Source organism: Shewanella sp. KCT (assembly GCF_007636505.1).
In the GTDB taxonomy this organism is placed as follows: domain Bacteria; phylum Pseudomonadota; class Gammaproteobacteria; order Enterobacterales; family Shewanellaceae; genus Shewanella; species Shewanella halotolerans.
The window spans coordinates 23,434-48,944 of sequence record NZ_LVDJ01000019.1; the positions used below are offsets into that span (position 1 = coordinate 23,434).

The following is a 25,511-nucleotide window of genomic DNA, read 5'->3' on the forward strand; positions in this document are numbered from 1 at the left end:
TGTGTCTGATCCACGCGTTCTCCGTTTGGGCCCTAAGGCCTCTGCTTATTTAGGTTAGTGATCTATTGTTTAAGCCCAGAGCGTTTAACACAAAGTGTTTAGCTCAATGCGTTTAACTTAAGCACGCCTCTGTCTGGCTCAAGGCTATGTTCTGATAGTAAACCAGATTTTTTATAATTTCTAAGGTTAAAAGGAGAGTCAATCTATCCGAGAGCCTGAGCGGCGAAATGGGTAAGTGAGGTGAAAAAGCCGAGGCTATGGGTTTGCAGGGGAAAAAGAACAGACAGGTTCTTGTCGCTCGGCCTGTCTGTTCAACTGTCTGTTTACTTATCTGCGTGAAGCGGCGGTTTCGCTAGCCTTGAGCGCCCAAGGCGGTTGGTTGCGCCTGTGATAACGCCTGTTTGGCACCAAAGCGATGAAACAGCACCAAGCCTATGGCGGCCAGTAGGCCGAATCCGCCTATGATGTACCACATCAGGGCGGGCTCACCAGCGCCCTTAGCCACTTCGGCGTAGAGGTAACCCGATAGCGGGCCCGCCAGCAGGAAGCCGATGGCCGATGAGACGAAATAGTAGCCCATAAACATCGCCTTCTTATCCTGGGGCGCGAAGCTGGCCACATATTCCTGGCTCTTAGGAGACGCCACCATCTCGCCGATAGAGAAGACTAAGATAGAGGTGAGCACCATGGCGCCGCCCATGAGTATGCCGTGGGCCAGTCCGCCCAGTGCCGTGCCCAGTGCCAGGATGAGGGTGCCGGCTACCAGTACGGGTAGTGGACTGAAGCGCTCGGCGATGCGACTTACCATCACCTGCATCAGCACGATGGAGAGAAAGTTCAAGCCGATAAGGTATTCGGGGTTAACCTGACGATACTGCTGGGCGAACTGCTGACTATATTGACTGGCCAGCTCTGGGCTTTGTGCGATTGCGCCAAGGGCTGCGCCCAGCTCCTCCCGTGGGATCATTACCTTGGCATGCACCAAGTCGAAGTAGGCCTCTGACAGACTCAGACTCCCGGTGGTGTAGGCTTTTGCCGCGCTCAGAAGCTCGTCGCTAAGCAGAGTGATATCCACGGGGGCGAAGAAGTCGAGCAGTCCGGGCCAGGAGGCGAGCATAGCGACCAGGTCTGAGGTATCGACAAAGTCACGGATATAGATGGGCAGGGTGATAAAGATCTGCTGGTAGACCATCCAGAAGCCGGAGAGGATAAGCAGGTAGATCACGAAGGGCTTGTTGCCCAGGGCGATCTTTTGTTGATACCAGGGCAGTTGCTTGTCTGATTTGGCCAGCGTGTTCCAGAGAAAATGCAGACTAAACCACACCAGATAGATGGTGAGGCACTGCTCGCCACTGATCCACTTGGCGCCGTAGGAGAGCAGGATCACTAAGGTGCCGAAAAACAGCAGGGCGAAACGGGCATTGCCCAGTACCTCCTGAATATCGCGTAACACCTGAGACAGTGGCTTGCCCCGTTGCTGGTGGGGATCCGTTGGCTCGCGATAGAAGAAGGTCGCCGGTATGAAGTTAATACCTATCCAGATCGCCGACATGATGAAGACCCAGTCCCAACTGATGGCGCGGACATAACCTGCGATGAAGGGGCCGAGGAAGCCGCCCACATTGACCATCATATAGAAGATGCCAAAACCCAGGCCGCGGTTGGTGTGATCTGTGGTGCGTGCCACAGTGCCCGTCACCACAGGTTTAAAGCAGGCCGCGCCTATGGCGACCCCCATGAAGGCGATGAAGAAGCCGCTAAAGCTGCTCACCTGACCCAGGAGGAAATAGCTGGGGCACATGATAGCGTAGGCGATCAGGAACATCTTACGGTAGCCATAGCGATCGGCCAGTGCGCCGGTAAGTACAGGAAACAGGTAGAGAAAGAAGGGGATCATTCCCTGCAACAGGCCACGCTCCTGTTCGCTAAAGCCTAAGCCTCCCTGGTGGGCGGGAGAGGTCATGTAGAGGGAGGAGAGGGTAAAGAAGCCATACCAGGCGAGGCGCTCGAAGATCTCCATGGTGTTGGCCACATAGAAGGTACTGGGCAATGGGGTACGTGTAGGGGTCGTCATTATTACTCTCGTATATTGTATACATTTGTCTGGTCATGCTATCGACTTGGGCGATGAAATACAAGTCGGCGGCAAGGCTTGGCCTGAAGGGAAAACCCGATTGCGGTTGCCTTTAATGTGATTTCGGTCATAATGGCGCCACTTTATATGCCTAATTTGATTAACCAGAACCTGAGACTATGCCTGTACTCGATATATTGACCATTCCCGATGAGCGCCTGAAACGTAAGGCCAAGCCCGTAGAAGACATTGCTGCCGTGCAAGGTTTTATCGATGATCTTATCGAAACCATGTACCACACAGACGATGGCATAGGGCTCGCCGCTACCCAGGTGGGCAGCGAACACGCCATCTTAGTGATTGATCTGTCTGAGGATCGCGATCAGCCCTTGGTGGTGATCAACCCAGAGTTCGTCGAGCGTTCGGGTGAGATCGTCGGCGAGGAGGGTTGTCTCTCAATTCCTGGTTACCGCGCCAAGGTGACACGCTTCGAGAAGGTGAAGGTCAAGGCGCTTAATCGTCAGGGTGAGGCCTTTGAGATCGATAGCGATGACTTCCTGGCAATCGTCCTGCAACACGAGATGGATCATCTCGATGGCAAGGTCTTTATCGAGCACCTGTCCCCACTCAAGCAGCAGATAGCGCTCAAGAAGGTAAAGAAATACCGCTAATCGATAGTGATAGCCGATAACCCATAACCGATAAAACCACCCTAGGGTGGTTTTTTTGTGCCTGTCTGCCGCTTACTGGCTCGATGCATTGAGGTGATCTTCCACTCAAATCTTAGCTTTCTCTGCTTGCGATCTGCCAATTTATAAATATACTGTATTTATATACAGTATTTGTGTGATATTTATTTTGAGTGTTGCTCGGACGTCAGGCATGGCGATAGCTTAAGTCAGCTCTAAGCCTATAGTTCGATTTCCGAGGGGGCGTTTAACCGAACCGAATGAGAGCGGGTGCATCATGGCCTTGGCAGATCTTCAACTTGAACGTTTACTCCAGCGCAGCGATCTCTGGCGCGGCGATGCCTATCATCCCCTGCAAATGGGGCTGGACAGCGGCTATCCCGAGCTTAATCGTCATCTGGGACAGGGAGGCTGGCCCAGTCAGGGGCTGTGCGAGATCTTCTGCTCCAGCGAAGGGATCGGCGAGCTGAGCCTGGCGCTGCCTCTGATGCGCCGCCTGATCCCTAGGCAATCGAGAGAGGGAAGTTCTGCCGGGTTGGTGAGTCTGGTGACGCCGCCTCACGTACCTTATCCCCAGTCGCTGGCGATGCAGGGGATAGATGTCAGCCGTCTCTTATGGGTCGATACTCAGACGCCGAAGGAGCAGCTTTGGGCGCTCGAGCAGATCTTAACCAGCGGCGCTTCGCCTCTGGTCTTATGTTGGCTCGAGGATCTCAGTGTCAGTCAGGCCAGGCGTTTGCAGCTTGCCTGCGAGAAGGGCGAGAGCCTGTGTCTCTGTTATCTGCCAAGCAAGGTCAAGGAGCAGGCTCATCCCGTGCCACTGCGGATCGCCTTGCAACCCAGCACAGAAACCAGCACCGAAGCCAATACAGAAACGGGGAATGCGAGGTTTTTCGAGACCCAGGTGGATATTCTAAAGCGCCGTGGTGGCTGGCCAGCGCCGCGCTTCTCCTTATCCCTGCTACCCGAGCTACTGGCCCAGAGTCTGATGCTCGATGTGACTAAACTGCAGGAGCAGGATAAGAGATTGGAAAACGAACTTAATAAGCAGCAGAGCGGTCAGATCTTACAAGGTCCCTGGAGTGCGTAGATGTTGTGGCTGGCGGTCTATTTTCCCCACTGGTTACTCCAGTATCAAAGCTATCATCAAGGCTTGCCCCAGGGCGGCGAGCTGGCACTCTTTGAGCGTCAGTCGAGTCAGATCCTGATCGCATCGAGTGCCGCGGCTAAGCAGGGCGTGGAGTCGGGGCAGAGCCTGGCTACCGCCCAGGCGCTCTGTCCATCGCTGCAACTGCTGGCCTATGAACCCTCCTTGAGTCAGGAGGCCAGCCATTGGCTGTGCCAGTGGAGTTATGGTTACAGTGCCAGGGTCGTGCCGCCTGTCTGCCCGTTCGAGCAGGCCCAGCAGCATAGGCTAAATAAGCCGAGTAAGCCACATAAAGCAAGTAAACCCACTGGTGCGCCGAGTGTGGCAGACACCCTGCTGCTGGAGGTGGGCTCCATGGCGAAGATCTTCGGCGGTCTGGACAGGCTCATTAGCCAATATCAGAAGAGCGCCCAAGGCTATGGCCTCGAGTGTCAGTTTGCCCTGGGGGAGAATGCACTGCTGGCTCAGCTGGGAGCCAGGTATCTGCCGCTCACTGTGCCTGTTGAAGCTGGGTGTGATGAGCATAGGAATGCGGAACATAGGAATGCGGAACCAGGCCCTGAGCCTGAAAGAGGTGTCACGGCATCTACTCATCTTGCCAAACGAGAAGTGAGAGAAGCAGTCCAAGAAGATAAGGCACAAGGAGAAGAAGGCCAAGGAGAAGAAACCAAAGCCCAATCGAAAGATGATCAAGCGGGGGCGTATTCGGTGAATTTACCTCAGATCGCGCTCAAGCAGATCGCGCCTCTGCCGCTCTCTGTCTTGCCACTGCCAGGGCATGTGCTGCAGTCTTGCGAGAACATGGGGCTGACTCAGGTGCAGGCGCTGCTCGTCTTGCCCCTCAAGGAGCTTGGTGAGCGCTTTGGCGAGAGTGTCTTAACCCTGCTGGCTCAGCTTAAGGGGCAGCTGCCTCAGGTGCACGAGTTTTACCAGATGCCAGAGTCTTATCGTCATAAGCTTGAATTGCTCTATGAGGTGAGCCACCTCGAAGGCTTGGCCTTTCCTCTAGGGCGCATGCTAGGAACCCTATCGGCCTATCTGATGCAGCGCCAGCAGGCGGTGCTGGCCCTGTCATTAACCTTAGTGTTTCGCGATCTGGATTTGGCGCCACTGCGCTGCGAGATCCGTTATCCCTTCGCAGAGCATAGGGGGGATGCCTTACTTAAACTCTGCCGTGTGCAGCTAGAGAGCCTCACCCTGGCGGCGCCGGTGATCAGTCTGGCTATTCAGGCCGATACCCTGGTGCCGCTATCTGTGCAGACATCCAATTGGTGGCAGGGCGAGGGGAAGAGTGATGCCAGCATGCGTTTGCTCTCACTGCTTGAGGCGCGTCTAGGTGCGGATAAGGTCAAGGGGCTTGAGCACTGCAGTCATCATCTGCCGGAGCTGAGTTGGCAGAGCCGCTCGCTTTCTCAGAGCCGAGCCTCTCAAAGCCTAGTATCTCAAAGCCGCTCGGCTGCCCCGGGGGGCAAACTATCTAATCAAGCTGTTTCTCAAAACACTTCTAGTCAAAACACTTCTCGTCAAAGTATTTCTAGTCAAAGCGTTTCTACTCTAGGTGCTTCCAGCCAAAAGTTTGAAAGCCAAGCGCTTGAGCGCCAAGCGTATGATCGGTGCGCCGAGCCGAGGGCAAGCTATCAGGGCAAGACCCGGGCGCTGAGCGAGGAGGCGATCTTACTTGCAGATCTGTTTCATGGCCTGTGCGATGGCCGCATCCGGCCTAATTGGCTCCTGCGCCAGCCCGAGCCCCTGGAGCTTGAGTCGGTGAGCCTGCTTAAGGGGCCGGAGCGGCTGCACAGTCCCTGGTCGGCGGCCTCGCCGCGGGATTATTACCTTGCCCGCATGCATCAGGGGGGGCTCTGCTGGGTATTTCGCTCGCCTGAGGGGTTATTCCTACAGGGATGGTTTGGCTAATGTACAGCGAATTACAGTACGCCGAATTGCACGTCCTTTCGAACTACAGCTTCTTGCGCGGGGCTTCCCATCCTCACGAGCTGGTGGAGCAGGCCAAGCGCCTTGGTTATCAGGCATTGGCGCTGACTGACGAATGCTCCTTTGCTGGTGTGGTCAAGGCCCATGAGGCGGCCAAGCGCTGCGATCTTAAGCTGATCCTGGGCGCCGAGTTTCATCTCGACGAGGGGCTGTTTGTGCTGCTGGCGCCTTGCCGTCTCGCCTATGGTGAGATCAGCGCCCTGATCACCAACGCCAGGCGAAGTCAGGGCAAGGGAGAGTACAGGGTGAGCCTGGAGGCCATCTTGGCTCAGCAGCAGAGCCTGCTGCTGTGGCGCCCGCCCACGCTGGCGCAGTTCAGGCAGGCTGGCGAGGCAGGGAGTGACGAGGCTAGGAGCTGCGTGGTAAGGAGTGACTTAGCTGTAAACGATACGGCAGAGAGTGATTCGGCAGAGAGTGATACGGCAGGGAGCCATGCTGCACATAGCGATGAGCCTAATCTGTTGTCCCGTTATCGTGAGCACATAGCGAGCATCGCCTCACGGCTGGTTGTAGCCTTCCCGGACCGCCTGCATCTGCTGATGGAGCGGCTCTTACTGCCGGGAGAGGCGCTTAATCTGCAGCAGTGGCAATGGCTGAGTCAGACTCAGAAGGTCCCCTGTGTGGCGGCCGGTGGCGTGCGCATGCACGAGGCGGAGCGTCAGCCGCTGCTGGATATTTTAACTTGTATCGCCCATGGTCGGGATATCGACAGCGGCGTGGCGCTATGCTCCATCAACGCCGAGGCCAGCCTCAAGCCGACTGCGGCGCAGCATAAACGTTATCCTCAGGAGTGGCTCGATAACGGCTTGGCCCTGGCACGTCGCTGCCACTTCTCTCTGGATGAGCTCAAGTATGAGTACCCGGCCGAGGTGGTGCCCGCCGGCATGCAGGCCCGTGACTATCTGGCGCAGGCGGTGCGTGAAGGCGCCAGATGCCGCTTTCCTAATGGGGTGCCTGATAGGGTGAAGGCGCAGTATGAGAAGGAGCTAGAGCTGATCGCGGCGATGGCCTATGAATATTTCTTTCTGACCATCTATGACATCGTCTGTTTCGCCAAGTCTCAGCAGATCCTCTATCAGGGAAGGGGCTCGGCGGCCAACTCTGTGGTTTGTTACTGCCTGGGGATCACAGAGGTGGACCCCACCAAGATCAACATGTTGTTTGAACGTTTCATCTCCAAGGAGCGTAACGAGCCACCGGATATCGACGTGGACTTCGAGCATGAGCGGCGCGAGGAGGTGATCCAGTACATTTATCGCAAATATGGCCGTGAGCGTACGGCGCTGGCTGCGGCGGTGATCTGCTATCGATTCAAGAGTGCCATGGGCGATGTAGGTAAGGCGCTGGGTATAGATGCCGAGCAGGTAGCCTTGATGGTGAAAAATATCGATCGCCGGGATCCCAAGCATCACTGGACGGCTCAGCTTGCCGACATGTTGCCAGAGGCTGGGCGCGGGCGCATGTTACTGCCCTTGGTGCAGACGCTGATCGGTTTTCCCCGCCACCTGTCCCAGCACGTGGGAGGCTTTATCATTTCGGCAGGGCCCTTGTCTGAACTGGTTCCCATTGAAAATGCGGCCATGGCGGATCGCACCGTGATCCAGTGGGATAAGGATGACCTGGAGAGCCTAGGGCTGTTAAAGGTGGATATCCTGGCCCTGGGGATGCTGACGGCGATCCGTAAGACCTTCGCCTTGCTGAGTCGCCCAGAGAAAGCCTTCTCCATGGCCGATGTGACATGGGAGGAGGCCGAGGTCTATGGCATGTTGCAGGCAGGCGACAGCATAGGGGTGTTTCAGGTCGAGTCCCGAGCGCAGAGTGCCATGCTGCCAAGGCTTAAGCCAGCTTGTTATTACGATCTGGTGGTGCAGATCGCCATCGTCAGGCCTGGGCCTATTCAGGGGGATATGGTGCATCCCTATCTGAGGCGGCGGGACGGCCTGGAGGCGGTGGAATATCCCAGCCCTGCGGTCGAGTCCGTGCTGTCTCGCACCATGGGAGTGCCTATCTTTCAGGAGCAGGTGATCCAGCTGGCCATGGTGGCCGCGGGGTTCAGTGGCGGCGAGGCGGATCAGCTGCGCCGGGCGATGGCGAGCTGGAAGCGTACCGGTGAGCTTGAAAAGTTTGAGGCTAAACTGCTCCAGGGGATGGCGGCGCGGGGTTACAGCCAAACATTCGCCGAGCAGATCTACAGACAGATCAAAGGCTTTGGTGAGTATGGCTTTCCCGAGTCGCATTCGGCCAGCTTTGCCCTGCTGGCCTATGTGTCGGCCTATCTTAAACATCATTATCCGGCGGCCTTCTGCTGCGCCTTGCTTAACAGTCAACCCATGGGCTTCTATAGCCCGTCGCAGCTTATTCAGGATGTGCAGCGCCGCGACGTCATGGTGCTGCCGGTATGTGTCAATCATAGTGACTGGGATAATAGCCTGGTGACCCTGCTGGAGGCTGAGCAGCCTGCGATACGTCTGGGATTTAGGCAAGTTAAGGGACTCAGGCTGGAGGAGATCAAAGCCCTTATCGCGGCTCGCCCCGAAGGCGGTTTTACCCGGGTCGAGCAGCTCTATGAGCTAGGTTTATCTCAGGGCTGTTTGACCCTGCTGGCCAGTGCCGATGCCCTGTTGACGCTGGCCGGGCATAGATATCAGGCGCGCTGGCAACTCAGTGCCTATCAGCCGAGCCTTCCGCTGTTCGATGACTTGCCAGCTGTCGCCAGTGAGGTGGTGCTGGCACCCCCAAGTGAGATGGCGGCCATGCAGAGCGACTATCGCCATCTGGGGCTCAGCCTGGGGCGCCATGTGATGGCTCAGCTCAGAGATAAGGCGCCTTTCGTGGGCTGTCGCCGCGCCTGCGAGTTAGCCGATTGTCGTCACGGGCAGCTTGTGCGTGTGGCGGGCGTGGTGGTAGGGCGTCAGCGCCCCGGTACCGCCTCTGGGGTCACCTTTGTGACCTTAGAAGATGAGACGGGTAACATCAATGTGATCGTCTGGAGCGCCACGGCCAGGGCGCAGCGACAGCCATTTTTGACATCAAAAATTTTAAAGGTAACCGGGGTGTTAGAGACTCAGTCTGGCGTGTCACATATCATTGCAGGCAGGCTGGAAGATCTATCTGCTATGGTGAATGATTTTGAATCGAGTTCGCGGGACTTTCGTTAGTGGTCGCACGTTAATCATGCCATCCGGGCGAGCCACAGCAGGCCTTCTAAGCTTGTTCCTGTCATTGTCCTCGTCCTAGCCCTTTGAGGTATACTCATCGCCTTTGGTTTAACGATAGGCGTGAGTTTAGGCTCCAAATACCAGCAAAATGACCGGGAGAGAAAGAGTGAAGTTTGTCTTGTTAACGCACGAGCGGGAGTACGATCGTCCCAGCAACACGGGCCAGCTGGCGTTAGCCGCATTCCCTGAGCTGTGTCGTCGTGTGCTCTGGTCGCGGGTTACGCCCAATGAGGCGTTGAAACAGGCCTGCGAATCGGGTGAGGCATTATTACTCTTTCCAAAGGAGCACGATGCAGACGAGACGGACTCAGGCTCGAGCGTGGGCCCGATTGTAAATGCTTCGGCCGTGAGCTCGAGCGAGAAAGAGACTATCATGCCCGAGCAGCTTCTGCTTAAAAAAGAGGGGGAGCAGGGCGTGCGTCAGGTGATCATTCTTGATGCCACCTGGCAGGAGGCCAGAAAGATGGTGCGTCAGAGTCCCTATCTGCAAGCGGCGAGAAGGCTGACGCTGCAGGAGAGCGAGCCATCACGTTATCGCCTGAGGCGGAATCAGTTATCTCAAGGTCTGTGCACCATAGAGTGCATCATCAGCCTGATGCACAGTTTAGGGATGAGCCAAGAGGCGCTGCAACTCAATGAGGCGTTTGCTCTCTTTATGTTAGATCACCGTCAGGTAGACGCATAGGAAGTGGCTGAGGGCGCCGGCGAGGACAAACAGATGCCAGATGGCGTGATTAAAGGGGATGCGTTTACCCACATAGAAGATCACCCCGACGCTGTAAAAAATTCCGCCAGCCAGGAGAAGCTGAAAGCCTAATGGACTCATGGCCGCAAGCAGCTGCTTCATCACTATGACACACAACCAGCCCATCACCAGATAGAGTACCAGGCTAAAGAGCTTAAAGCGGTGAATAAACAGCGTCTTAAACAGGATACCGCCTAGGGCCAGACACCAGATGGCGATGAGAATGGCATCGGCCTCGACACTGTCGAGCAGGATCTGCATCAGCGGCGTATAGGTGCCGGCGATTAACAGGTAGATGGCGCAGTGATCGGCTATCTTGAGCTTATGCTTTAATTTAGGCGCCGAGACACTGTGATAGAGCGTTGAGCAGAGAAACAGGAGTATGATACTCAAACAGTAAAGCGCCAATCCGCTCAGTTGTAGATCGGTTAGCCTGTCCCATCCCTTGTGCAGTGAAAACGCTAGCGCCAGAATGCCTGCAATGACTCCAAGACCATGGCTGAGGGCGTTTGCCAACTCTTCTGCTCGGCTGTAGGGGGCTACCGTGGTTGCTAAGCAGGGCTGATCACTCAGGTCTATCTCTTGGGGCGGCAGGGTTTGTGGTGGCATTAGACTCTCTAAAACTGGTTAGACCTCGTTAATGGTGAGTCTAACAGCATGCTGGTGCAAAAGAAATAGTTAAGCGTACATGTGTACGCTTAACTTGGGTTTTGTTTTGTTAGCAATTGAATTTATTGCGCTTTAAGTTTCATGCTGTCCACTATCCATCCTTGATTGAACTAATAGCATCTCTTCTTCTCTAAAATGCTAAGTTTCCTAAGGAAAGGATGAGTTGCTATTGCGAGTGCACCCTAAGGATAGTCAATCTTCCTGGCTTGACCTCAATCTTAATCTAAACCTTAATGCTGATATTGATGTCGAGCAGTTAGCCTTCTGCCGTCTCGTCAACGATCCATTAGCGAGAGAGCCTTTAGCGAGTGAGCACGCCGGGCAAGGCTATTATGATAAAAGTCCTCATGCTAAAAGCCCTCGTGTCGAAGCTATGGCGGCGATGATTGGCTGGAGAGAGTTGTTTATCTTCTTGGTTGTCTTGCTGGCGCACCTTGCATTGCTGGCCCTGCTGAGTTGGCAGTTTAAGGGACCATACCTGGCTCAGGGTTCAATTAAGCAAGGCAAGCAGGCCATCAGCGCCTATATGCTGACTCAGGCAGAGTTTGATGCCATGAAGGCCAAATCTCGCCCTGCCGAGGTACCAGTAAAAGCACTTCTGACGAGCGAGCCAAAGCAAGATACGCTTAATCAAAGGGTTGAAGTGACAGAGGACAATCCGGCGCCAGTTTCCGCTCAGCAAAGTACCGCGTTGATTAAGCCGAGTCCTGAGAAAGTGGCGTCAGCTACTCAAATTACTCGTTTCCAGCCCAATGTTGTCCAAACAAGTGTTGAGCCTTCCCTTGATTCAGCAGTTGAGCTCTCCGAGCCTAACATCGTCTCTAAAATCGAGGTGCCCGCTGACACTCAGAAAAAGAATGAAGCATTCTCCTTCGATGGTATGAAAGGTCTTAATCTGGAGAGGGGAGCAGCAGACTCGGGAGCGGTAAGCGCTGCAACTGGCGATTATATGGCGAGGCACAGACAGGCGCAGCTGGACAAGTTAGTTGAGCACGCCGCCGACAAGGCCACCCAGAAGCAGTCGATGAGCGAGATGGATGGCGAGATGAGGGTGTTAGCCTTGCCTAAGGAGAACGAGTATGAGACGGCAATCACCTTAGACAGCAAGTTGGACCCTAATCGCATCGTCAAGATAGGGGATACCTGTTATCGCGTGGTGAGTGTGGCGACGCCAATCAACCCCCATGGGGAAAACTTAGGCTTCCCCTTTAAGTGTGGTGGCGACAAGGTGAAACAGGCGATTAAAGATTCCCTCGATAAGCATCTGAGTATGATGGGAGTAGAGATTAAAGATAAAAACTAGTGTGATATATTTTCATGCTTAAATTAACATGATGCTTTAAATTTTATATAAGTGTTTGATTTTTAATTATTATGTGTATCGATTAATTTGATGTCATCATTCATTTAAAGGGGCTTGCCACCCTCAATCTCTTAGGTCTATACTGAGCCCTCTTGTCGGAGTGCCATTAGGCTGAGACCGTTTATTCGGGATCCGTTGAACCTGATCAGGTTAGTCCCTGCGAAGGAAACAAGCATAATATGACCTTAGTGTCCCGCCGTTTTTTATTGGCCAATGGGATTGAAATCGCTGCAAATTTGGCGAGTGAAATCCCAGTGACACCCAGCATATTTTTGAATCAGGCGATTTCTTGGCCTGGCTCAATGCCCTCAACGCCAAACTTCTCCAGACAAGCAACTTCATCTAACCCTATAGTGAGATTGCTTATGTCAACACGTCGCGAAATGCGAGCAGAGGCCCAGGCCTTTATCGATAACCTCAAACCCTTACAACACCCTAATTCGCAAAAACTTTATCTCAGCGGCAGCAGGCCGGATCTCAAGGTCGCCATGCGGCAGATCTTTCAGTCAGACACCCTGATTGGCGGCACGGCTGAGGCGCCTGTCTATGAGAAGAATCCCCCTATCACCGTCTATGACTGCGCCGGGCCCTATTCAGATCCCGAGGCCGATATCGATGTGCGTCGTGGTCTTGTTAAGCTGCGCAGCGAGTGGATTGCCGAGCGCGGCGATACCCAGGAACTCGAGCAGGTCAGCTCAGGTTTTACCCAGCAGCGTCTGGCCGATGAGGGGCTAGATCATCTGAGGTTTGAGCAGCTGCCCAAGCCAAGACGCGCCCTTGAAGGTAAGGTGGTGACTCAGATGCACTACGCCAGACGTGGCATCATTACCCCAGAGATGGAGTATGTGGCGCTGCGTGAGAACATGGCTCGAGAGACAGTGACCGACGAGGTGCTCAATCAGCGCGCCCCGGGTGAGAGTTTCGGTGCCAAGCTAGGTGAGCCTATCACGCCAGAGTTTGTGCGTCAGGAGTTGGCGGCGGGCCGGGCAATCTTACCGCTTAACATCAACCACCCTGAGGCTGAACCTATGATCATCGGCCGTAACTTCCTAGTGAAGGTCAACGCCAACATAGGTAACTCGGCGGTTACCTCCTCTATCGAAGAGGAGGTGGAGAAGCTGGTGTGGGCCACCCGTTGGGGCGCGGATACCGTGATGGACCTTTCTACCGGTCGCTATATCCATGAGACCCGCGAGTGGATCATCCGCAACTCGCCTGTGCCCATCGGGACCGTGCCCATCTATCAGGCGCTGGAGAAGGTCAATGGCGTCGCCGAAGATCTCACCTGGGAGATCTTCAGAGATACCCTGATCGAGCAGGCAGAGCAGGGGGTGGATTACTTTACCATTCACGCCGGTGTGCTCCTGCGTTATGTGCCTATGACAGCTAAGCGCCTCACAGGCATAGTCTCTCGCGGCGGTTCCATCATGGCCAAGTGGTGCCTCTCTCATCACAAGGAAAACTTCCTCTATGAGCATTTCGATGAGATCTGCCAGCTGTGCGCCGCCTACGATGTCTCCCTCTCGCTGGGGGATGGCATGCGACCAGGCTCCATCGCCGATGCCAACGACGAGGCGCAGTTTGCCGAGCTGGAAACCTTAGGCGAGCTGGTTAAGAAGGCCTGGCAGTATGATGTGCAGACCATCATCGAAGGGCCGGGCCATATCCCGATGCAGCTTATCAAGGAGAACATGGATAAGCAGCTCGAGCTATGTGACGAAGCGCCGTTTTACACCCTAGGCCCTCAGACTACCGACATTGCCCCAGGCTATGATCACTTCACCTCAGGCATAGGCGCGGCGATGATCGCCTGGTATGGTTGCGCCATGCTCTGTTACGTGACACCCAAAGAGCATCTTGGTCTGCCAAACAAGGAAGATGTGAAGCAGGGGCTGATCGCCTATAAGATCGCGGCCCATGCTGGCGATGTGGCCAAGGGGCATCCCGGCGCGCAGATCCGCGACAACGCCTTGTCTAAGGCGAGGTTCGAGTTCCGCTGGGAAGATCAATACAACCTGGGACTGGATCCCGACACCGCCAGGGCGTATCACGACGAATCACTTCCTCAGGAGTCGGCTAAGGTAGCCCATTTCTGCTCTATGTGCGGCCCCAAGTTCTGCTCGATGAAGATCACCCAGGAGGTGCGCGAATACGCCGCGGCCCAAGCGATCGAGGTGAGGGAGATTGAGGTTGAGCAGATTGACGTTACTGCTAGCGCGCCGAAGGTAGATATTCAACAAGGGCTGGCGCAGATGTCGGCGCAGTTTAAGCAAAGTGGTAGCGAGCTCTATCACAGCGCGGTGAAGCAAAGCCCCGCCATTGAAAGTGCCTATCTCGAACGTACCGCTCTTGAAAGTACAGCTCTTGAAAGTACGGTTCTCGAAAAAGCAGAAGAGGTGTAGCCATGTCCGCTGAAAAACCTATCGTCTGGACCATTGCCGGTTCAGACAGCGGGGGCGGTGCGGGCATTCAGGCAGATCTTGCGACCATGGCGGACCTGGGCTGCCATGGTTGCAGCGTGATCACCTGCGTCACCGCGCAAAACTCGGTGGCGGTTAACGGTGTCGAGCCTGTGAGTGAGGCTATCTTGCTCGCTCAGCTCGATACCTTGCTGGCAGACCTGCCGCCAAGGGCGATCAAGATAGGCCTGCTTGCCAATCAGCGTCAGATTAACCTTGTCGCCGATTGGCTGGCGACCCATATTGCGCCACTGAAAACGGATGATGGCCAGCCTATCCCGATTATTCTGGATCCCGTGATGGTGGCCTCCTGCGGCGATGCCTTGACTGGCGAATCTGCTGTTCAGGCCTCCGCTCAGCCCAAAACTAAGCTCAAAACTAAGCCCAAGCACCTTGCCGGATTGGATTTCAGCCCCTTCGCTAAGCTGCTTACCCTGATGACGCCGAACGCCAGCGAGTTTGGCAAGTTGGTGGGAAGTGAGGCGACATCAAGTGATGAGATGCTAGGTCAGGCAAGCGCACTCTCAAGGCGCTTAGCCTGCAATCTGCTGATCACCGGCGGTGACAAGGGCTCGCTCTGGCGTAGCGATAAGGCGGAAGATCTCTTTATCTGCAACGCGGTGGCGCATACCTCGCCGCTACATCAGCACACCAGTTTTCGCCTCAGCGGTGAGCGAGTGGATAACCGCAATCATCATGGTAGCGGCTGCACCTTGTCATCGGCGATCGCCAGTTTTCTTGCCCAGGGGCTAGTGCTACACGATGCTGTTCTGCTCGCTAAAACCTATGTGGGCCAAGGCATAGCGTCGGCCAAAGGCTTGGGCGCCGGTGCCGGGCCTTTAGCCCGCTGCGGCTGGCCTTCGGGCCTGGTATCGCTTCCCCGTATCACAGAGTTGACCGGCGGGACTCAGTTAAGCTCTTCAGATAGCGCTAGTGATTGTTCTTTACTAGGTTCTTCATTAAGTTCTTCGGCAGCTAAATTTTCAAGGTATAGCTTTCCAAGGCATAGCTTTCCAAGGCTTAGCTTTCCAAGGCTGAAGCGTCCCATCGGGGTGTATCCCGTGGTGGATAATCTGAATACTTTGGAGCTGGTACTGGCTGCCGGTGCAAGCACGGCGCAGCTGAGGATCAAGTTTGAGGATGATGGCCAAGCAGGTCGTAAAGGAGAAAAGAGCAAACAAGGGGAGGGCAAACAAGAAGAGGGCCAAGGCGCTGCCGCGTTAGAAGCGCAGATCCAAGGGGCTATCGCGCTGGGGCGCAAGTACGATGCTCAGGTGTTTATCAACGATCACTGGCTACTGGCGTTAAAGCATGGCGCCTTTGGCATCCATCTGGGGCAGGAAGATCTTTTTGAGGCGGATCTCAATAGGATCGCCGAGGCGGGGATCGCCCTGGGTGTCTCCAGTCATGGCGTGTTCGAGTTGGCGCTGGCCAGTCAGCTTAATCCATCCTATCTGGCGCTGGGGCATATCTTCCCCACACCGACGAAATCTATGCCTTCTAATCCTCAGGGGATGAGTATGCTCGCTCGTATGGTCGCGCTTTGGAAACCCTATTGTCCCAGAGTGGCCATCGGCGGTATAGACGCTTCGCGTTTAGAGCGGGTTAAAGCAACAAACGTAGAGGCGGTGGCCGTTGTGCGCGCAGTGACCCAGGCAGACTCGCCGGGCGAGGCCTATAAACAGCTGGCCAGGACGTGGGAGAAAGTCTATGTCACTCAATGATAGGGCGTTTATCCGATATTCGCGGCAGATCATGTTGCCCGAGGTCGGCGAACTGGGTCAGCAAAGGCTGATGAATGCAAGCGTCGCCATAGTGGGGCTTGGCGGCTTGGGCCAGCTCTGCGCCCAGTATCTGAGCGCGGCGGGGATCGGCCGCCTGATCCTGATCGATGATGACAAGGTGGAGCAGAGTAACCTGCCCAGGCAGCTACTGTTCTCCCATGACGATTGCGGCCAGTACAAGGCGGAAGTCGCCAGAGATAGGCTGGTAGGAAAAGGCACAGGTGACAACAGCCAGGTATCGGCTTTTGGTCAGATAGCGGCCAAGGTTGTGCGTCTGGAGCTCCACAACGCCGAGTCTCTGCTCTCAGATGTGGATCTGGTGCTCGATTGCAGCGACAACTTTGCCACGCGCCAGCATATCAATGCCGCCTGTGTGGCGCTGAGCACGCCTAACGTGGTGGCGGCCGCGGCCCACTTTGCCGGTCAGTTGATGGCGTTCGATCAGAGCAAATCTCCAGACAGCGGCTGTTATCACTGTCTGTTTCCGGCCGAACTTAGGGTGAGCGAGAGCTGCAGCACTATCGGCATACTTGGGCCCATGGTGGGTACCATGGCCTCGATGCAGGCGCTGCTGGCGATAAAGCTATTGCTGGGTTTACCGGGTCTAGGTCTGCTGCATAGGTTCGACGGATTAACCGGCGAGATGCGAAAGTTCACGCTGCGCCGGGATCCCAAGTGCTCGGTCTGTGCGGCAATTAAAGAATTGAATGAAGAGGTTTATGCGACACATGACGAGACTACCTGTTCATCGGCCTTAGGAGAGATAGATGAGTGAGATCAGCTTAAGTTTGAATGGTCAGTTAATACAGGTGCCAGATAACGCGAGTCTGCTGTCCATGTTGGAGAGCCAGCAGGTTGCTTTAGACAGTGTGGCCCTGGTGCGGGCTGGTGAGGTGGTTCCCAAGTCACAGTGGGCGTTGACCCTGTGTGAAGCGGGCGATGTGATTGAACTCTTTGGCGTAGTGGCAGGAGGTTAATATGTTAACGATAGGCGATAATCGGTTCTCTTCACGCCTGTTTACCGGCACAGGCAAGTTTGCCAGTGCCGATCAGATGTTGGCGGCCTTGGCGGCCAGCGGTTCACAGTTGGTGACACTGGCGATGAAGCGGCTCGACCTTAAGGCGGGCTTCGATGATATTCTGGCGCCCATACGTCAGAGCGGCGTTAAGCTACTGCCCAACACCTCGGGAGCGCGCAATGCCAAGGAGGCGATCTTCGTCGCCGAACTGGCCCGAGAGGTGTTGGGTACTTCCTGGATAAAGCTTGAGATCCATCCCGATCCTAAGTATCTGATGCCAGATCCCATCGAGACCTTTAACGCCGCCAAGGTGCTGTGTGAACGCGGCTTTACCGTATTGCCCTATGTGCATGCCGATCCTGTGCTCTGTCGCAATCTGGAGTCTGTGGGTTGCGCGGCCGTGATGCCGCTGGGTAGCCCCATAGGCTCAAATCGCGGACTGGAGACGGCGGCATTTTTGAAGATCATCATAGAGCAGGCCAAGGTGCCCGTGGTGGTCGATGCCGGGATCGGCTCACCCTCTCAGGCGATGGCGGCGATGGAGATGGGGGCGAGCGCCGTACTGGTGAACACGGCAATTGCCGCCAGCCGCGATCCAGTGAAGATGGCGCTCTGCTTTGCCGATGCCGTCGCCACGGGGCGTAAGGCCTATGAGGCGGGCCTGGCCCAGGTGCACCAGAGGGCGATTGGCACCAGTCCCCAGCAGGCGCTCACCGCCTTCTTATCGGAGTAACCCAATGAGTTTCTTCGATACCTTGAGTGGACTCTCTCGCGAGCAGTTGCGTATGGCGCTCTATTCCACTACGCCGGCCCAGGTAGAGGCGGCGATCGAGGGTGAGCAGGGCAACTTGGGTCATCTGTTAGCCCTGCTATCGCCTGCCGCCGAGGCCTATCTAGAGCCGATGGCGCAGCGTGCTGCCGCCTTAACCCGGCAGCGATTTGGTCACAACATTGGCCTTTATCTGCCGCTCTATCTCTCAAACCTCTGTGCTAACGAGTGTGACTACTGTGGTTTTACCATGAGCAACAAGCTTAAGCGCAAGGTGCTCAGCCATGATGAACTGGCGGCCGAGATGGCGGTGATCAAGCCTCAGGGATTCGATTCCATCTTGCTGGTTTCTGGCGAGCATGAAACCAAGGTCGGCATCGACTATTTTGCCGAAGTCTTACCCTTGGTGAAGGCGGAGTTTAGCCATGTGGCCATGGAGGTACAGCCGCTGAGCAGTGAACACTATGGGATTTTGGTGGAGAAGGGGCTGGATGCCGTGATGCTATATCAGGAAACCTACGATCCTGAGACCTATCGCAAACATCACCTGAGGGGCAATAAACAGGACTATGGCTATCGTCTCGAATCGCCGGAGCGGATCGCCCAGGCGGGCGTGGATAAGATAGGCCTAGGTGTGTTACTGGGTCTCGATGATTGGCGCATGGACGCGCTCTTGATGGGTTATCACCTGGATTTTCTCGAGCGCCGCTTCTGGCGTAGCCGTTACAGTATATCCTTGCCCAGACTTAGGCCCTGCGTCGGTGGTATCACGCCTAAGGTGCAGTTGACCGACAAGGGCCTAGTACAACTCATCTGCGCCTTTCGTCTCTTCAACGAGCAGCTCGAGATCAGCCTGTCGACCCGGGAGACACCTAGTTTGAGAGATAACCTGTTAGGGCTCGGAATTACCCAGATGAGCGCCGGTAGTCGCACCGAACCGGGCGGCTATGTCAATCCGGCCGCTGAGTTAGATCAGTTTGAGATCAGCGACGAACGCAGCGCCGCCGAGGTTGCCAGTGTCCTTCGAAACCGAGGCTTTACCCCAGTTTGGAAAGACTGGGAGGCAGGCTGGGTAGGCGCAGGCTAACGAATTCAAGACGTTAGCCAAGCCCTCTGTAAAGCTGTACTTTGCTTAGCTTTTGATTAATAATTAGCCATAACTGAGACTCATGAATAAGGGCCATTAACTATGGAAATACCATCGAGCTTTTCATCCGGTCTGGCCGGCTTGCAGAGCGCCCAGTCTGGCCTGACTCAGGCTACTGTGGATGTCGCCAAACCCAGCCAACCCCAGGTGAGTGAAGCAGGCGGCACAGAGACGACTAATGCGGTTAGCGCCACAGATAAAACTGAGGCCCTGGTCTCAGCCATCGAATCGAAAAACCAAGGGGAAGCCGCGGTTGAAGTATTAGAGACCGCAAACGAAACCCTAGGTACAGTGATAGATATCAAGGTGTAGGCCATGGCTGGTGCCATGACAACGCCATCTCTTGCGGCGATGCGCCTCGGTGCATTGCCGTCTTCTTCTGCTTCAACTTCTTCATCCTCTACAGCTTCTTTATCTTCTTCAAATAGAACTTCAAGTTCTGTAAGTGCTGTTTCAAGTTCCATAAGCTCCGCTTCAACGCCAGCAGCCTCTCATCAAACGTCCCATGCCAGCCTAAAGGCCAACACCGCGGTTTCCTCGACGCCTTCGGTTGCAATCAGTGTTCTTACATCTGGTCACTTAAGTTCTAGCCTGTCAACGCAAAGTGGCTCAAGTAAGAGCCAGCATATCTTCAATGGCAGTTCGTCGGCTCAAGGGGGGTATAGCCTCTCCAGCGGGCCGCTCGGGGTAGGTGGCCTACTCAACCAAACGGCGAGCTCTGGGTTTAGCAGTGGCTTGAGCAAAGGCATGGGCAATGGCGGCGGGACCAATGTCGCTTCTACACTAGCGGATGCGGGACGTAGCGCCGCAGGCTCTGGTTTACCCCCTGGTTCGGGAGGTAGCAATGGCAAACCAAATGCGAGTACACCAAGCGGACAAGGCGGCGTTGACGTTAGTCGCGGCAGCGCAATTGAGGGCGAAAAACCGGTAGTCGATATCTTTGGTGGGGCCGAGGAAACCCGCGGCGAGTCATACAACCCATTCGCGGATAAGCAAGAGGGGAAAGCCACACCAGGCGATGAGAGTCGCTCACAAGACCCGGAGCTTGCCCGCCAGGAAGCCGAGCTAAAAGAGCTGTCCAGACGTGACGCCGAGGTGAGAGCCCATGAGCAGGCCCATGCTAGCGTTGGGGGAACCTTCGCGCGCAGCCCAAGTTTTAAGTATGAGCAGGGGAGCGATGGCAGACGTTATGCGGTGGATGGCGAGGTGGCGATCGACATATCAACCGTGCCAGGAGATCCACTTGCAACGTTGAACAAGATGAAGCAGGTTTACGCGGCGGCGATGGCGCCCGCGACCCCTTCGATGGCAGATATCCGGGTGGCCAGCGAAGCTCTGCGTAAGATGAATGCGGCCAAGGCCGAGCTTGCCAAAACGCGTCAGCAAAGCGCTATCACCCCAGAGCAGATGAAGCCACTTATCGATGCCGGTAAGAGTGAGCAGCAGCGTCAGCTGCCAGAGCCTGTGACGCCTAAGGTGAGCGGTAACGTGGATGATAAGGGCAAGATCTCTGCGGCCAGAGTCGATTCACTCTCGCCGCTGGATGATGACAGGAGCCCTTCACAATCGATAGAGCGGATAAGTCGCCAGATCTTGGCGGCCGATGGTCTTTTGTTTACCTCAGAAGCCCTGTCGATGCGCTACCAAGCGGGCGAGTCTGACTCTTCTTCAACATCCTCCTCATCCTTCGCCTTCTCCCTCTAAGACTGAATGATTCTTGAGGATCAACTGCTCCAGCAGCTGTGAGGCGGGTCCTTGCTTGTCGCGGTTGGGGATAACCAGGCTGAGCGGTACCTGACGATGACTCGAGCCCTTGAGCGTCAAGCGGGTGAGGCGACCTTCTTTGATGGCATCGCAGATCAGATGACTCGGGATCCAGCAAAAGCCAAGTCCCTTGGACAGCACTACAAGGGCCTCATGGAAATTGGCTACTGTCCAGCGCCGCTCCGCCTTGAGCCAACCCAGCTCGCCGCGGGCGATCTGACCCGTATCTTTGATCACTATCTGTAGCTGCTCAGCCAGAGTTTGGTCGTCCAGCGGCAACTCCATGCTCGCCAAGGGGTGAGAAGGATGACAGACCAGGTGAAAATCGACGTTGCACAGAGGCTGAGCCAGATGACCCTTCGGCGGCGCGCCGCCTATGATGGCGAGATCCACGGCTTCCGACTCTACCAGCTCTGCGCTGCCGCTGATCACCGAATCTAAGATGGTGATCCGGGTGCCGCGCCCCTGAGGCTCAAATTCGGCCAGGGCGTCGATGAGGTGCTCCATGGGATAGATCATCTCGCGGGAGATCATCAGGCTCGGTTCCCAGCCTTTCTCCAGGTTGCTGGCTAACTGCTCCAGCTCACTCACCGAGCGGGTGATGTGGCGAGAACGCCTGAGCAGCACCTCGCCGCTCTCGGTGAGATAAGCCTTGCGTCCTCTGACTTCCAGCAGCGCGACTCCCAACTGGGTCTGCAGTTTGGCCACCGCATGGTTAAGGGAAGATTGACTCTTGTTGAGCTTCTCTGCTGCCTGGGCGTAGCCTCCGCAGTCGACGACTGCCTGTAGGATGCGCCACTGCTCGAAGGTCGATTTTGCCTGACTCATACTGCTCCTGCGCTCCTAATGCTTTTCGGCTTTAGATTTTGCTTTATCGGTTTTTGCCTTTGCAGCATCAGCCTTGATGCTGACCAGCTTAGGCAGGTACTTCTTGGTCGCCTTAAGATTATGGAAATAGGGGCCCTGATGCAGGGTCTTAGGCCAATCTAACAGCATCATGGCTAACACGTTGCGGTGCTCACCCAGGGCGAGATCTGGGTTGCCACGGGGTGAGGGTATGGTCTGCACCTCAGGATCGAAGGCGGCCATGATGTGGGCTTGGGTCTTCTTCACTACGGGATTGTCTGACATTCCCGCCAGATGGAAGCTGATGCCCACCTCGGCGATGATATCGTCGGTGGCATCTTTCAGGATCTTGTCTATGTTGGCCTCGAAGTAATCTAAGATCCAGGCAAATTCCGCTCTATCGACCGGATGCTGATAATACTCACTGGCGGCAAAGATAAAGTGGGTCATGCCGTAGATCTTATTGCGAAACTGCTTCTTGTCGAGTTTGGCGTCGCGACGCTGAGGATAGACGCGATTGAATCCGTCCTTATACTCCTGCACATAATCGCCAACGCCAAGCTGTTTCGCCCAGTAAACATAGTTCACCAGCTGCGCCGCCCAGGCTTCGATCATCGCCTTGTCGGTGAGCCCGCGTTTAAGATCGGTGGCCTTTAGCGCCTTGACCAACTTGTCGTGGCAGGGACCTTGTAGACCAAACTCATCGATGCGGCTTGAGAACCTTAGTAGCACGTCGGTATAGAAGAGAAATTCGGGGAAGGGAGTCAGCGCCTTCTTGCGTGCCTTGGCTCTGGGGCCTTTACCGAGCACGTCGATGGCGGCCTGAGCTTCTTGCTCGACAAACCCCGGTTTATCCAGCTGACAGGCGTAGAAGGCCTGAGACTCGGTAACGGCGTACAGATCCACCAGGGCCGCATTGGCATACTTGTCATCGCCCGTCATGCGATAGAGGCGGATGCCGTAATGTCCCTGCACCCTTGGTGGCAGCTGGTAGAGGTTATCTTCCAGATTTTGTTGGATCGCCTGTTTGACGCCCTGTGCGTCCAGTGATGCTGTCGTCTTAGCCGAGGCAGGTAGAATAGGGAGCAGCAGGGAGGAGCTGAGTGCGAGTGCCCCAAAGATTCTAGTGTACGGGCTTAAGTTGATCATGTTGGCTCCTTTCTAGGATGGTGGCGACAGATTGCGCGCTGCCAAAAATTGCGGTGAGTTGCTCATCAAGGGGCTGTTGCTGCTCGTTGATGAGAAGGAGATGAAAAACGCTTGTTGCCTCCAGCTGAGTGTCACTCAAGATCTGCTCTGCCAGGCGCTGATGCCACAGCGTGAGGTAATAGAGTGGCCCTTGAGTCACCACACCGGTAAAGCTGTAGAGGGCGTCATCGGCATCTGGCCAGGGCGCGCCGAAACTGGCACCAAACTCCTGGTTGAGATCCCGGTAGAGTCGATTATCGAAGTTTTGATACGCAGACAAAGCTAGCTTGCTGCGAAAGACCTTTAGCTGCTTGGAGAAGGCTTTAAGTTGGGCTTCGCGGCTGTTTGATGGCAACTCGGGAAGCAGCTGTTGGCTCAGATATTGACTCAGCCAGAGACTGGCGATCGCCTGGCCATCGCCTAAGGTGTTGTTGAGATAGTAGCGCCCACCAGTGAGCAGGCGAGACACCATCTCGGCCACTGCAGCGATGAGCTGCTCCTGACTGCGATAATCATTTAGCTGATCTGGTAGGGTCAGGGTCAGCTGACCAAATTGTTGCCCGACCACGGTTTGTCTCAGGGGGCTCAACTGGGCCTTATGTTCCTTAAACGTCGGCGTCTTAAGTGTCGGCTTCTTAAGTGTCGGCGTCTGTGCCTTCTCTGTTGGGGGTTGCTCTTGTTTTCCTAGCGGCGGATTAGCTCGCTGCGAACCTGCTAATTGAGGTTTGGGTGGGCGATCGAGAAAAACATCCCCCAGCAAACGCCCCTTATGCCAAAGCCGCAGCATATTGGCGTTAACGGTTTCAAACTCAAGGCCGAAAGGCGAAAGTTCGGCTTGAATATCATCCAGCAACTGCTCACCCGAGCGCGGTGTTACCTCCACCTTAGGCAGCTTTGCAAGTACGGCCCCGAGTGCCCAAGGGGCAGGAGCGAGCTGGGTCTGGCTGTCGAGGAAATGCTTGACCTGTGCGGGATTGGCGAGCAGCTGATGGCTCAGGGCCCAGCTTGCATAATCGTCGGCGCCATGCTCGAGTGCTATCGTCTGCTTGGTCGTCAATATGAGGGAGATGGCCGCCTGATTCTTCTGCTTGGCCCTTACCTGGTAGGCTAGCCACACCTGACGCTTACAGCTTTCATCTTGTTGATGAATAAGGTAGCTGGCTATCGAATTATCGAAGGCCTGTTCAGCTTGTTCAGCTTCGCCATCAGTAAGGCGGCACTGACTTTGCCCCATGCTGAGCGACAGAGCTTTCTGCTTCAGGCCGTGGGCGACGCTGGCCTGGGCGGTATGGATCTTCGCCTTCTGCTGCTGGTCAATCTGCTCGGCGATCTGCTGCGTAAGCAATTGACCAAACTGGCGCAGCCCTGGCGCGTCGCTTTGAGACCAGTTCTGGCTTTGGGTCTTGAGCCAAGGCTCCTGTGCTAGTCGGTCAAACTCATCGGCCAGATGCAGCTGACATTGCAGCAGCGCCTCTTTATCTTCGGCATTTAAGGGATAGTGGCGATAGAAGCGCACGCTGTCTTTGAGGTTAAACAGGCCGATCAACTCGCGTTCGAGTCGCACACTGGCATCGAGCGGCGTTGGGCTTTCCTGTGCCTGAGACAGGGAAACCCGATAGTCGAGACACTGCTCGCTGAGCAGTGTAATAGGAGAGGCGGCCAGGGCCGCCGGGCTGAAGTTAAGCGCTAGGGAGACTGCTAAAATGCGTTTTAGCATAGGCGACGCGCTCTTCCACTGACATAGATTTGTTCTTCATCTGCTCGACATGTTTTAGCCTTGGCAGCAGGCCCTGGCCGTTGGCGATCTGAATCGCCAGACCCGGACGGGCGTTGAGCTCAAGCAGCAGAGGACCAAGCTTTTGATCCAGCACCATGTCGGTACCCAGATACCCTAGCTCACTCATCTCATAGGCCTTAGAGGCCGTATGCAGTAGGGTACCCCAATGGGGTACCTGGATCTCGGTGAGCCTCTTGTCGGTATCCGGATGCAGATCGAGCGGACGGTCAAACTGCACCGCATGCAGGCCGCGGCCGGTGCCGATATCCAGGCCGACGCCCACGGCGCCTTGGTGCAGGTTAGCCTTACCGTCGGACGCCGCGGTGGATAGCCTGAGCATTCCCATCACGGGGAAGCCCTTGAAAACGATCAAACGAATATCGGGTACCCCTTCGAAGGAGTAGCCGTCGAATACGGGGTCGAATTCGATGAGTCCCTCGACGATGGCCACGTCTGGCTTGCCGCCCAGGGAAAAGAGACCGCTCAAGATGTTAGAGATATGGCGGTCGATCTCGCTTGGGGTCACCTCATGACCGTTAGGCTTGAAATAGTGGCCATTTTCCACCTTAGTGATCACTAAGATCCCTTTACCGCCCGAGCCCTGTGACGGCTTGATCACGAAGCCGTCACGGTTGTTGACCATCTCGGGAATGTGCATGATCTCATGTTGCTGACAGACGGTGCCGATAAGCGCCGGCACGGCGATATCGTTCGCCAGAGCCAGTTGCTTGGTGGTGAGCTTGTCATCCACTCGCTTGTAGAACTTGCGCGGGTTATAGCGACCTATGTAGTCGATATTGCGCTTGTTCATGCCAAGTACGCCGTTTTCCTTCAGCTTTCGGGGCTTTGCAAACAGCATAG

Annotated in this window: 20 protein-coding genes and 1 riboswitch; of the genes, 14 read left to right on the top strand and 6 right to left on the bottom strand. The window is 55.5% G+C overall.

The window, feature by feature from the left end; all coding sequences use genetic code 11:
- Positions 1-352: 352 nt before the first annotated feature.
- On the bottom strand, positions 353-2,074 hold the full coding sequence (locus AYI87_RS19430; RefSeq protein WP_144204282.1) for an MFS transporter: 1,722 nt from the start codon (positions 2,072-2,074) through the stop codon (positions 353-355).
- 179 nt (positions 2,075-2,253) lie between these two features.
- Here AYI87_RS19430 and def point away from each other — a divergent pair, with 179 nt between their 5' ends.
- The 5 genes from def (at position 2,254) to AYI87_RS19455 (ending at position 9,805) form a co-directional block, all read left to right on the top strand.
- Complete coding sequence (gene def, locus AYI87_RS19435; RefSeq protein ID WP_144204283.1) at positions 2,254-2,745, top strand: peptide deformylase; 492 nt, start codon at positions 2,254-2,256, stop codon at positions 2,743-2,745.
- 295 nt (positions 2,746-3,040) lie between these two features.
- Positions 3,041-3,853: a translesion DNA synthesis-associated protein ImuA gene (gene imuA, locus AYI87_RS19440; protein WP_144204284.1), complete on the top strand. Its 813-nt coding sequence runs from the start codon at positions 3,041-3,043 to the stop codon at positions 3,851-3,853.
- On the top strand, positions 3,854-5,824 hold the full coding sequence (locus AYI87_RS19445; RefSeq protein WP_144204285.1) for a Y-family DNA polymerase: 1,971 nt from the start codon (positions 3,854-3,856) through the stop codon (positions 5,822-5,824). It begins immediately after the preceding gene.
- Complete coding sequence (locus AYI87_RS19450) at positions 5,824-9,060, top strand: error-prone DNA polymerase (RefSeq protein ID WP_144204286.1); 3,237 nt, start codon at positions 5,824-5,826, stop codon at positions 9,058-9,060. Before AYI87_RS19445 ends, AYI87_RS19450 begins: the two co-directional genes overlap by 1 nt.
- A 166-nt stretch (positions 9,061-9,226) precedes the next feature.
- Positions 9,227-9,805 carry a DTW domain-containing protein gene (locus AYI87_RS19455; RefSeq protein WP_144204287.1) on the top strand — a complete coding sequence of 193 codons (579 nt, stop codon included), beginning with the start codon at positions 9,227-9,229 and terminating at the stop codon, positions 9,803-9,805.
- Here AYI87_RS19455 and trhA read toward each other — a convergent pair.
- Positions 9,779-10,474 carry a PAQR family membrane homeostasis protein TrhA gene (gene trhA / locus AYI87_RS19460; protein WP_144204288.1) on the bottom strand — a complete coding sequence of 232 codons (696 nt, stop codon included), beginning with the start codon at positions 10,472-10,474 and terminating at the stop codon, positions 9,779-9,781. The genes AYI87_RS19455 and trhA overlap by 27 nt on opposite strands.
- Before the next feature lie 433 nt (positions 10,475-10,907).
- Between trhA and AYI87_RS19465 the strand changes: the two genes are divergently transcribed.
- The 9 genes from AYI87_RS19465 to AYI87_RS19505 all read left to right on the top strand — a co-directional run bounded on the left by AYI87_RS19465 (position 10,908) and on the right by AYI87_RS19505 (position 20,779).
- Positions 10,908-11,837 (top strand): hypothetical protein, encoded by a 930-nt coding sequence (locus tag AYI87_RS19465; protein WP_144204289.1) that lies wholly within the window; start codon positions 10,908-10,910, stop codon positions 11,835-11,837.
- Between the two features lie 146 nt (positions 11,838-11,983).
- Positions 11,984-12,082: riboswitch (TPP riboswitch) on the top strand.
- 180 nt (positions 12,083-12,262) lie between these two features.
- Complete coding sequence (gene thiC, locus AYI87_RS19470; RefSeq protein WP_144204290.1) at positions 12,263-14,299, top strand: phosphomethylpyrimidine synthase ThiC; 2,037 nt, start codon at positions 12,263-12,265, stop codon at positions 14,297-14,299.
- Between the two features lie 2 nt (positions 14,300-14,301).
- Complete coding sequence (locus AYI87_RS19475; RefSeq protein WP_144204291.1) at positions 14,302-16,080, top strand: bifunctional hydroxymethylpyrimidine kinase/phosphomethylpyrimidine kinase; 1,779 nt, start codon at positions 14,302-14,304, stop codon at positions 16,078-16,080.
- The gene (locus AYI87_RS19480) at positions 16,067-16,915 is read left to right on the top strand and encodes a HesA/MoeB/ThiF family protein (RefSeq protein ID WP_144204292.1); all 849 of its coding nucleotides are present in this window, start codon (positions 16,067-16,069) and stop codon (positions 16,913-16,915) included. The genes AYI87_RS19475 and AYI87_RS19480 overlap by 14 nt, the downstream gene beginning before the upstream one ends.
- Complete coding sequence (thiS, locus tag AYI87_RS19485; protein WP_144204293.1) at positions 16,908-17,117, top strand: sulfur carrier protein ThiS; 210 nt, start codon at positions 16,908-16,910, stop codon at positions 17,115-17,117. Before AYI87_RS19480 ends, thiS begins: the two co-directional genes overlap by 8 nt.
- Position 17,118: 1 nt before the next feature.
- Complete coding sequence (locus AYI87_RS19490; protein ID WP_144204294.1) at positions 17,119-17,892, top strand: thiazole synthase; 774 nt, start codon at positions 17,119-17,121, stop codon at positions 17,890-17,892.
- A gap of 4 nt (positions 17,893-17,896) precedes the next feature.
- On the top strand, positions 17,897-19,015 hold the full coding sequence (thiH, locus tag AYI87_RS19495) for a 2-iminoacetate synthase ThiH (RefSeq protein ID WP_144204295.1): 1,119 nt from the start codon (positions 17,897-17,899) through the stop codon (positions 19,013-19,015).
- Positions 19,016-19,117: 102 nt separating this feature from the next.
- A complete protein-coding gene (locus tag AYI87_RS19500) occupies positions 19,118-19,387 on the top strand; it encodes a chemotaxis protein (protein ID WP_144204296.1) in 270 nt (89 codons plus the stop codon).
- Positions 19,388-19,810: 423 nt separating this feature from the next.
- The gene (locus AYI87_RS19505; protein WP_260865188.1) at positions 19,811-20,779 is read left to right on the top strand and encodes a putative metalloprotease CJM1_0395 family protein; all 969 of its coding nucleotides are present in this window, start codon (positions 19,811-19,813) and stop codon (positions 20,777-20,779) included.
- Here the strand turns inward: AYI87_RS19505 and AYI87_RS19510 are convergent.
- The 4 genes from AYI87_RS19510 to AYI87_RS19525 are packed head-to-tail and all read right to left on the bottom strand — an operon-like array spanning position 20,756 to position 25,509.
- Entirely contained in the window at positions 20,756-21,667 is a 912-nt protein-coding gene (locus tag AYI87_RS19510) for a LysR family transcriptional regulator (protein ID WP_144204298.1), read from the bottom strand. The two genes, AYI87_RS19505 and AYI87_RS19510, sit on opposite strands and share 24 nt — an antisense overlap.
- A 15-nt stretch (positions 21,668-21,682) precedes the next feature.
- Positions 21,683-22,834, bottom strand: a complete 1,152-nt coding sequence (locus tag AYI87_RS19515) for a DUF3541 domain-containing protein (RefSeq protein ID WP_144204299.1) — start codon at positions 22,832-22,834, stop codon at positions 21,683-21,685.
- Positions 22,809-24,590, bottom strand: coding sequence for a hypothetical protein (locus AYI87_RS19520; RefSeq protein WP_144204300.1), 1,782 nt, complete (start codon positions 24,588-24,590; stop codon positions 22,809-22,811). The genes AYI87_RS19515 and AYI87_RS19520 overlap by 26 nt, the downstream gene beginning before the upstream one ends.
- Positions 24,553-25,509 carry an alpha-L-glutamate ligase-like protein gene (locus AYI87_RS19525; RefSeq protein ID WP_144204301.1) on the bottom strand — a complete coding sequence of 319 codons (957 nt, stop codon included), beginning with the start codon at positions 25,507-25,509 and terminating at the stop codon, positions 24,553-24,555. The genes AYI87_RS19520 and AYI87_RS19525 overlap by 38 nt, the downstream gene beginning before the upstream one ends.
- Between the last annotated feature and the right edge of the window lie 2 nt (positions 25,510-25,511).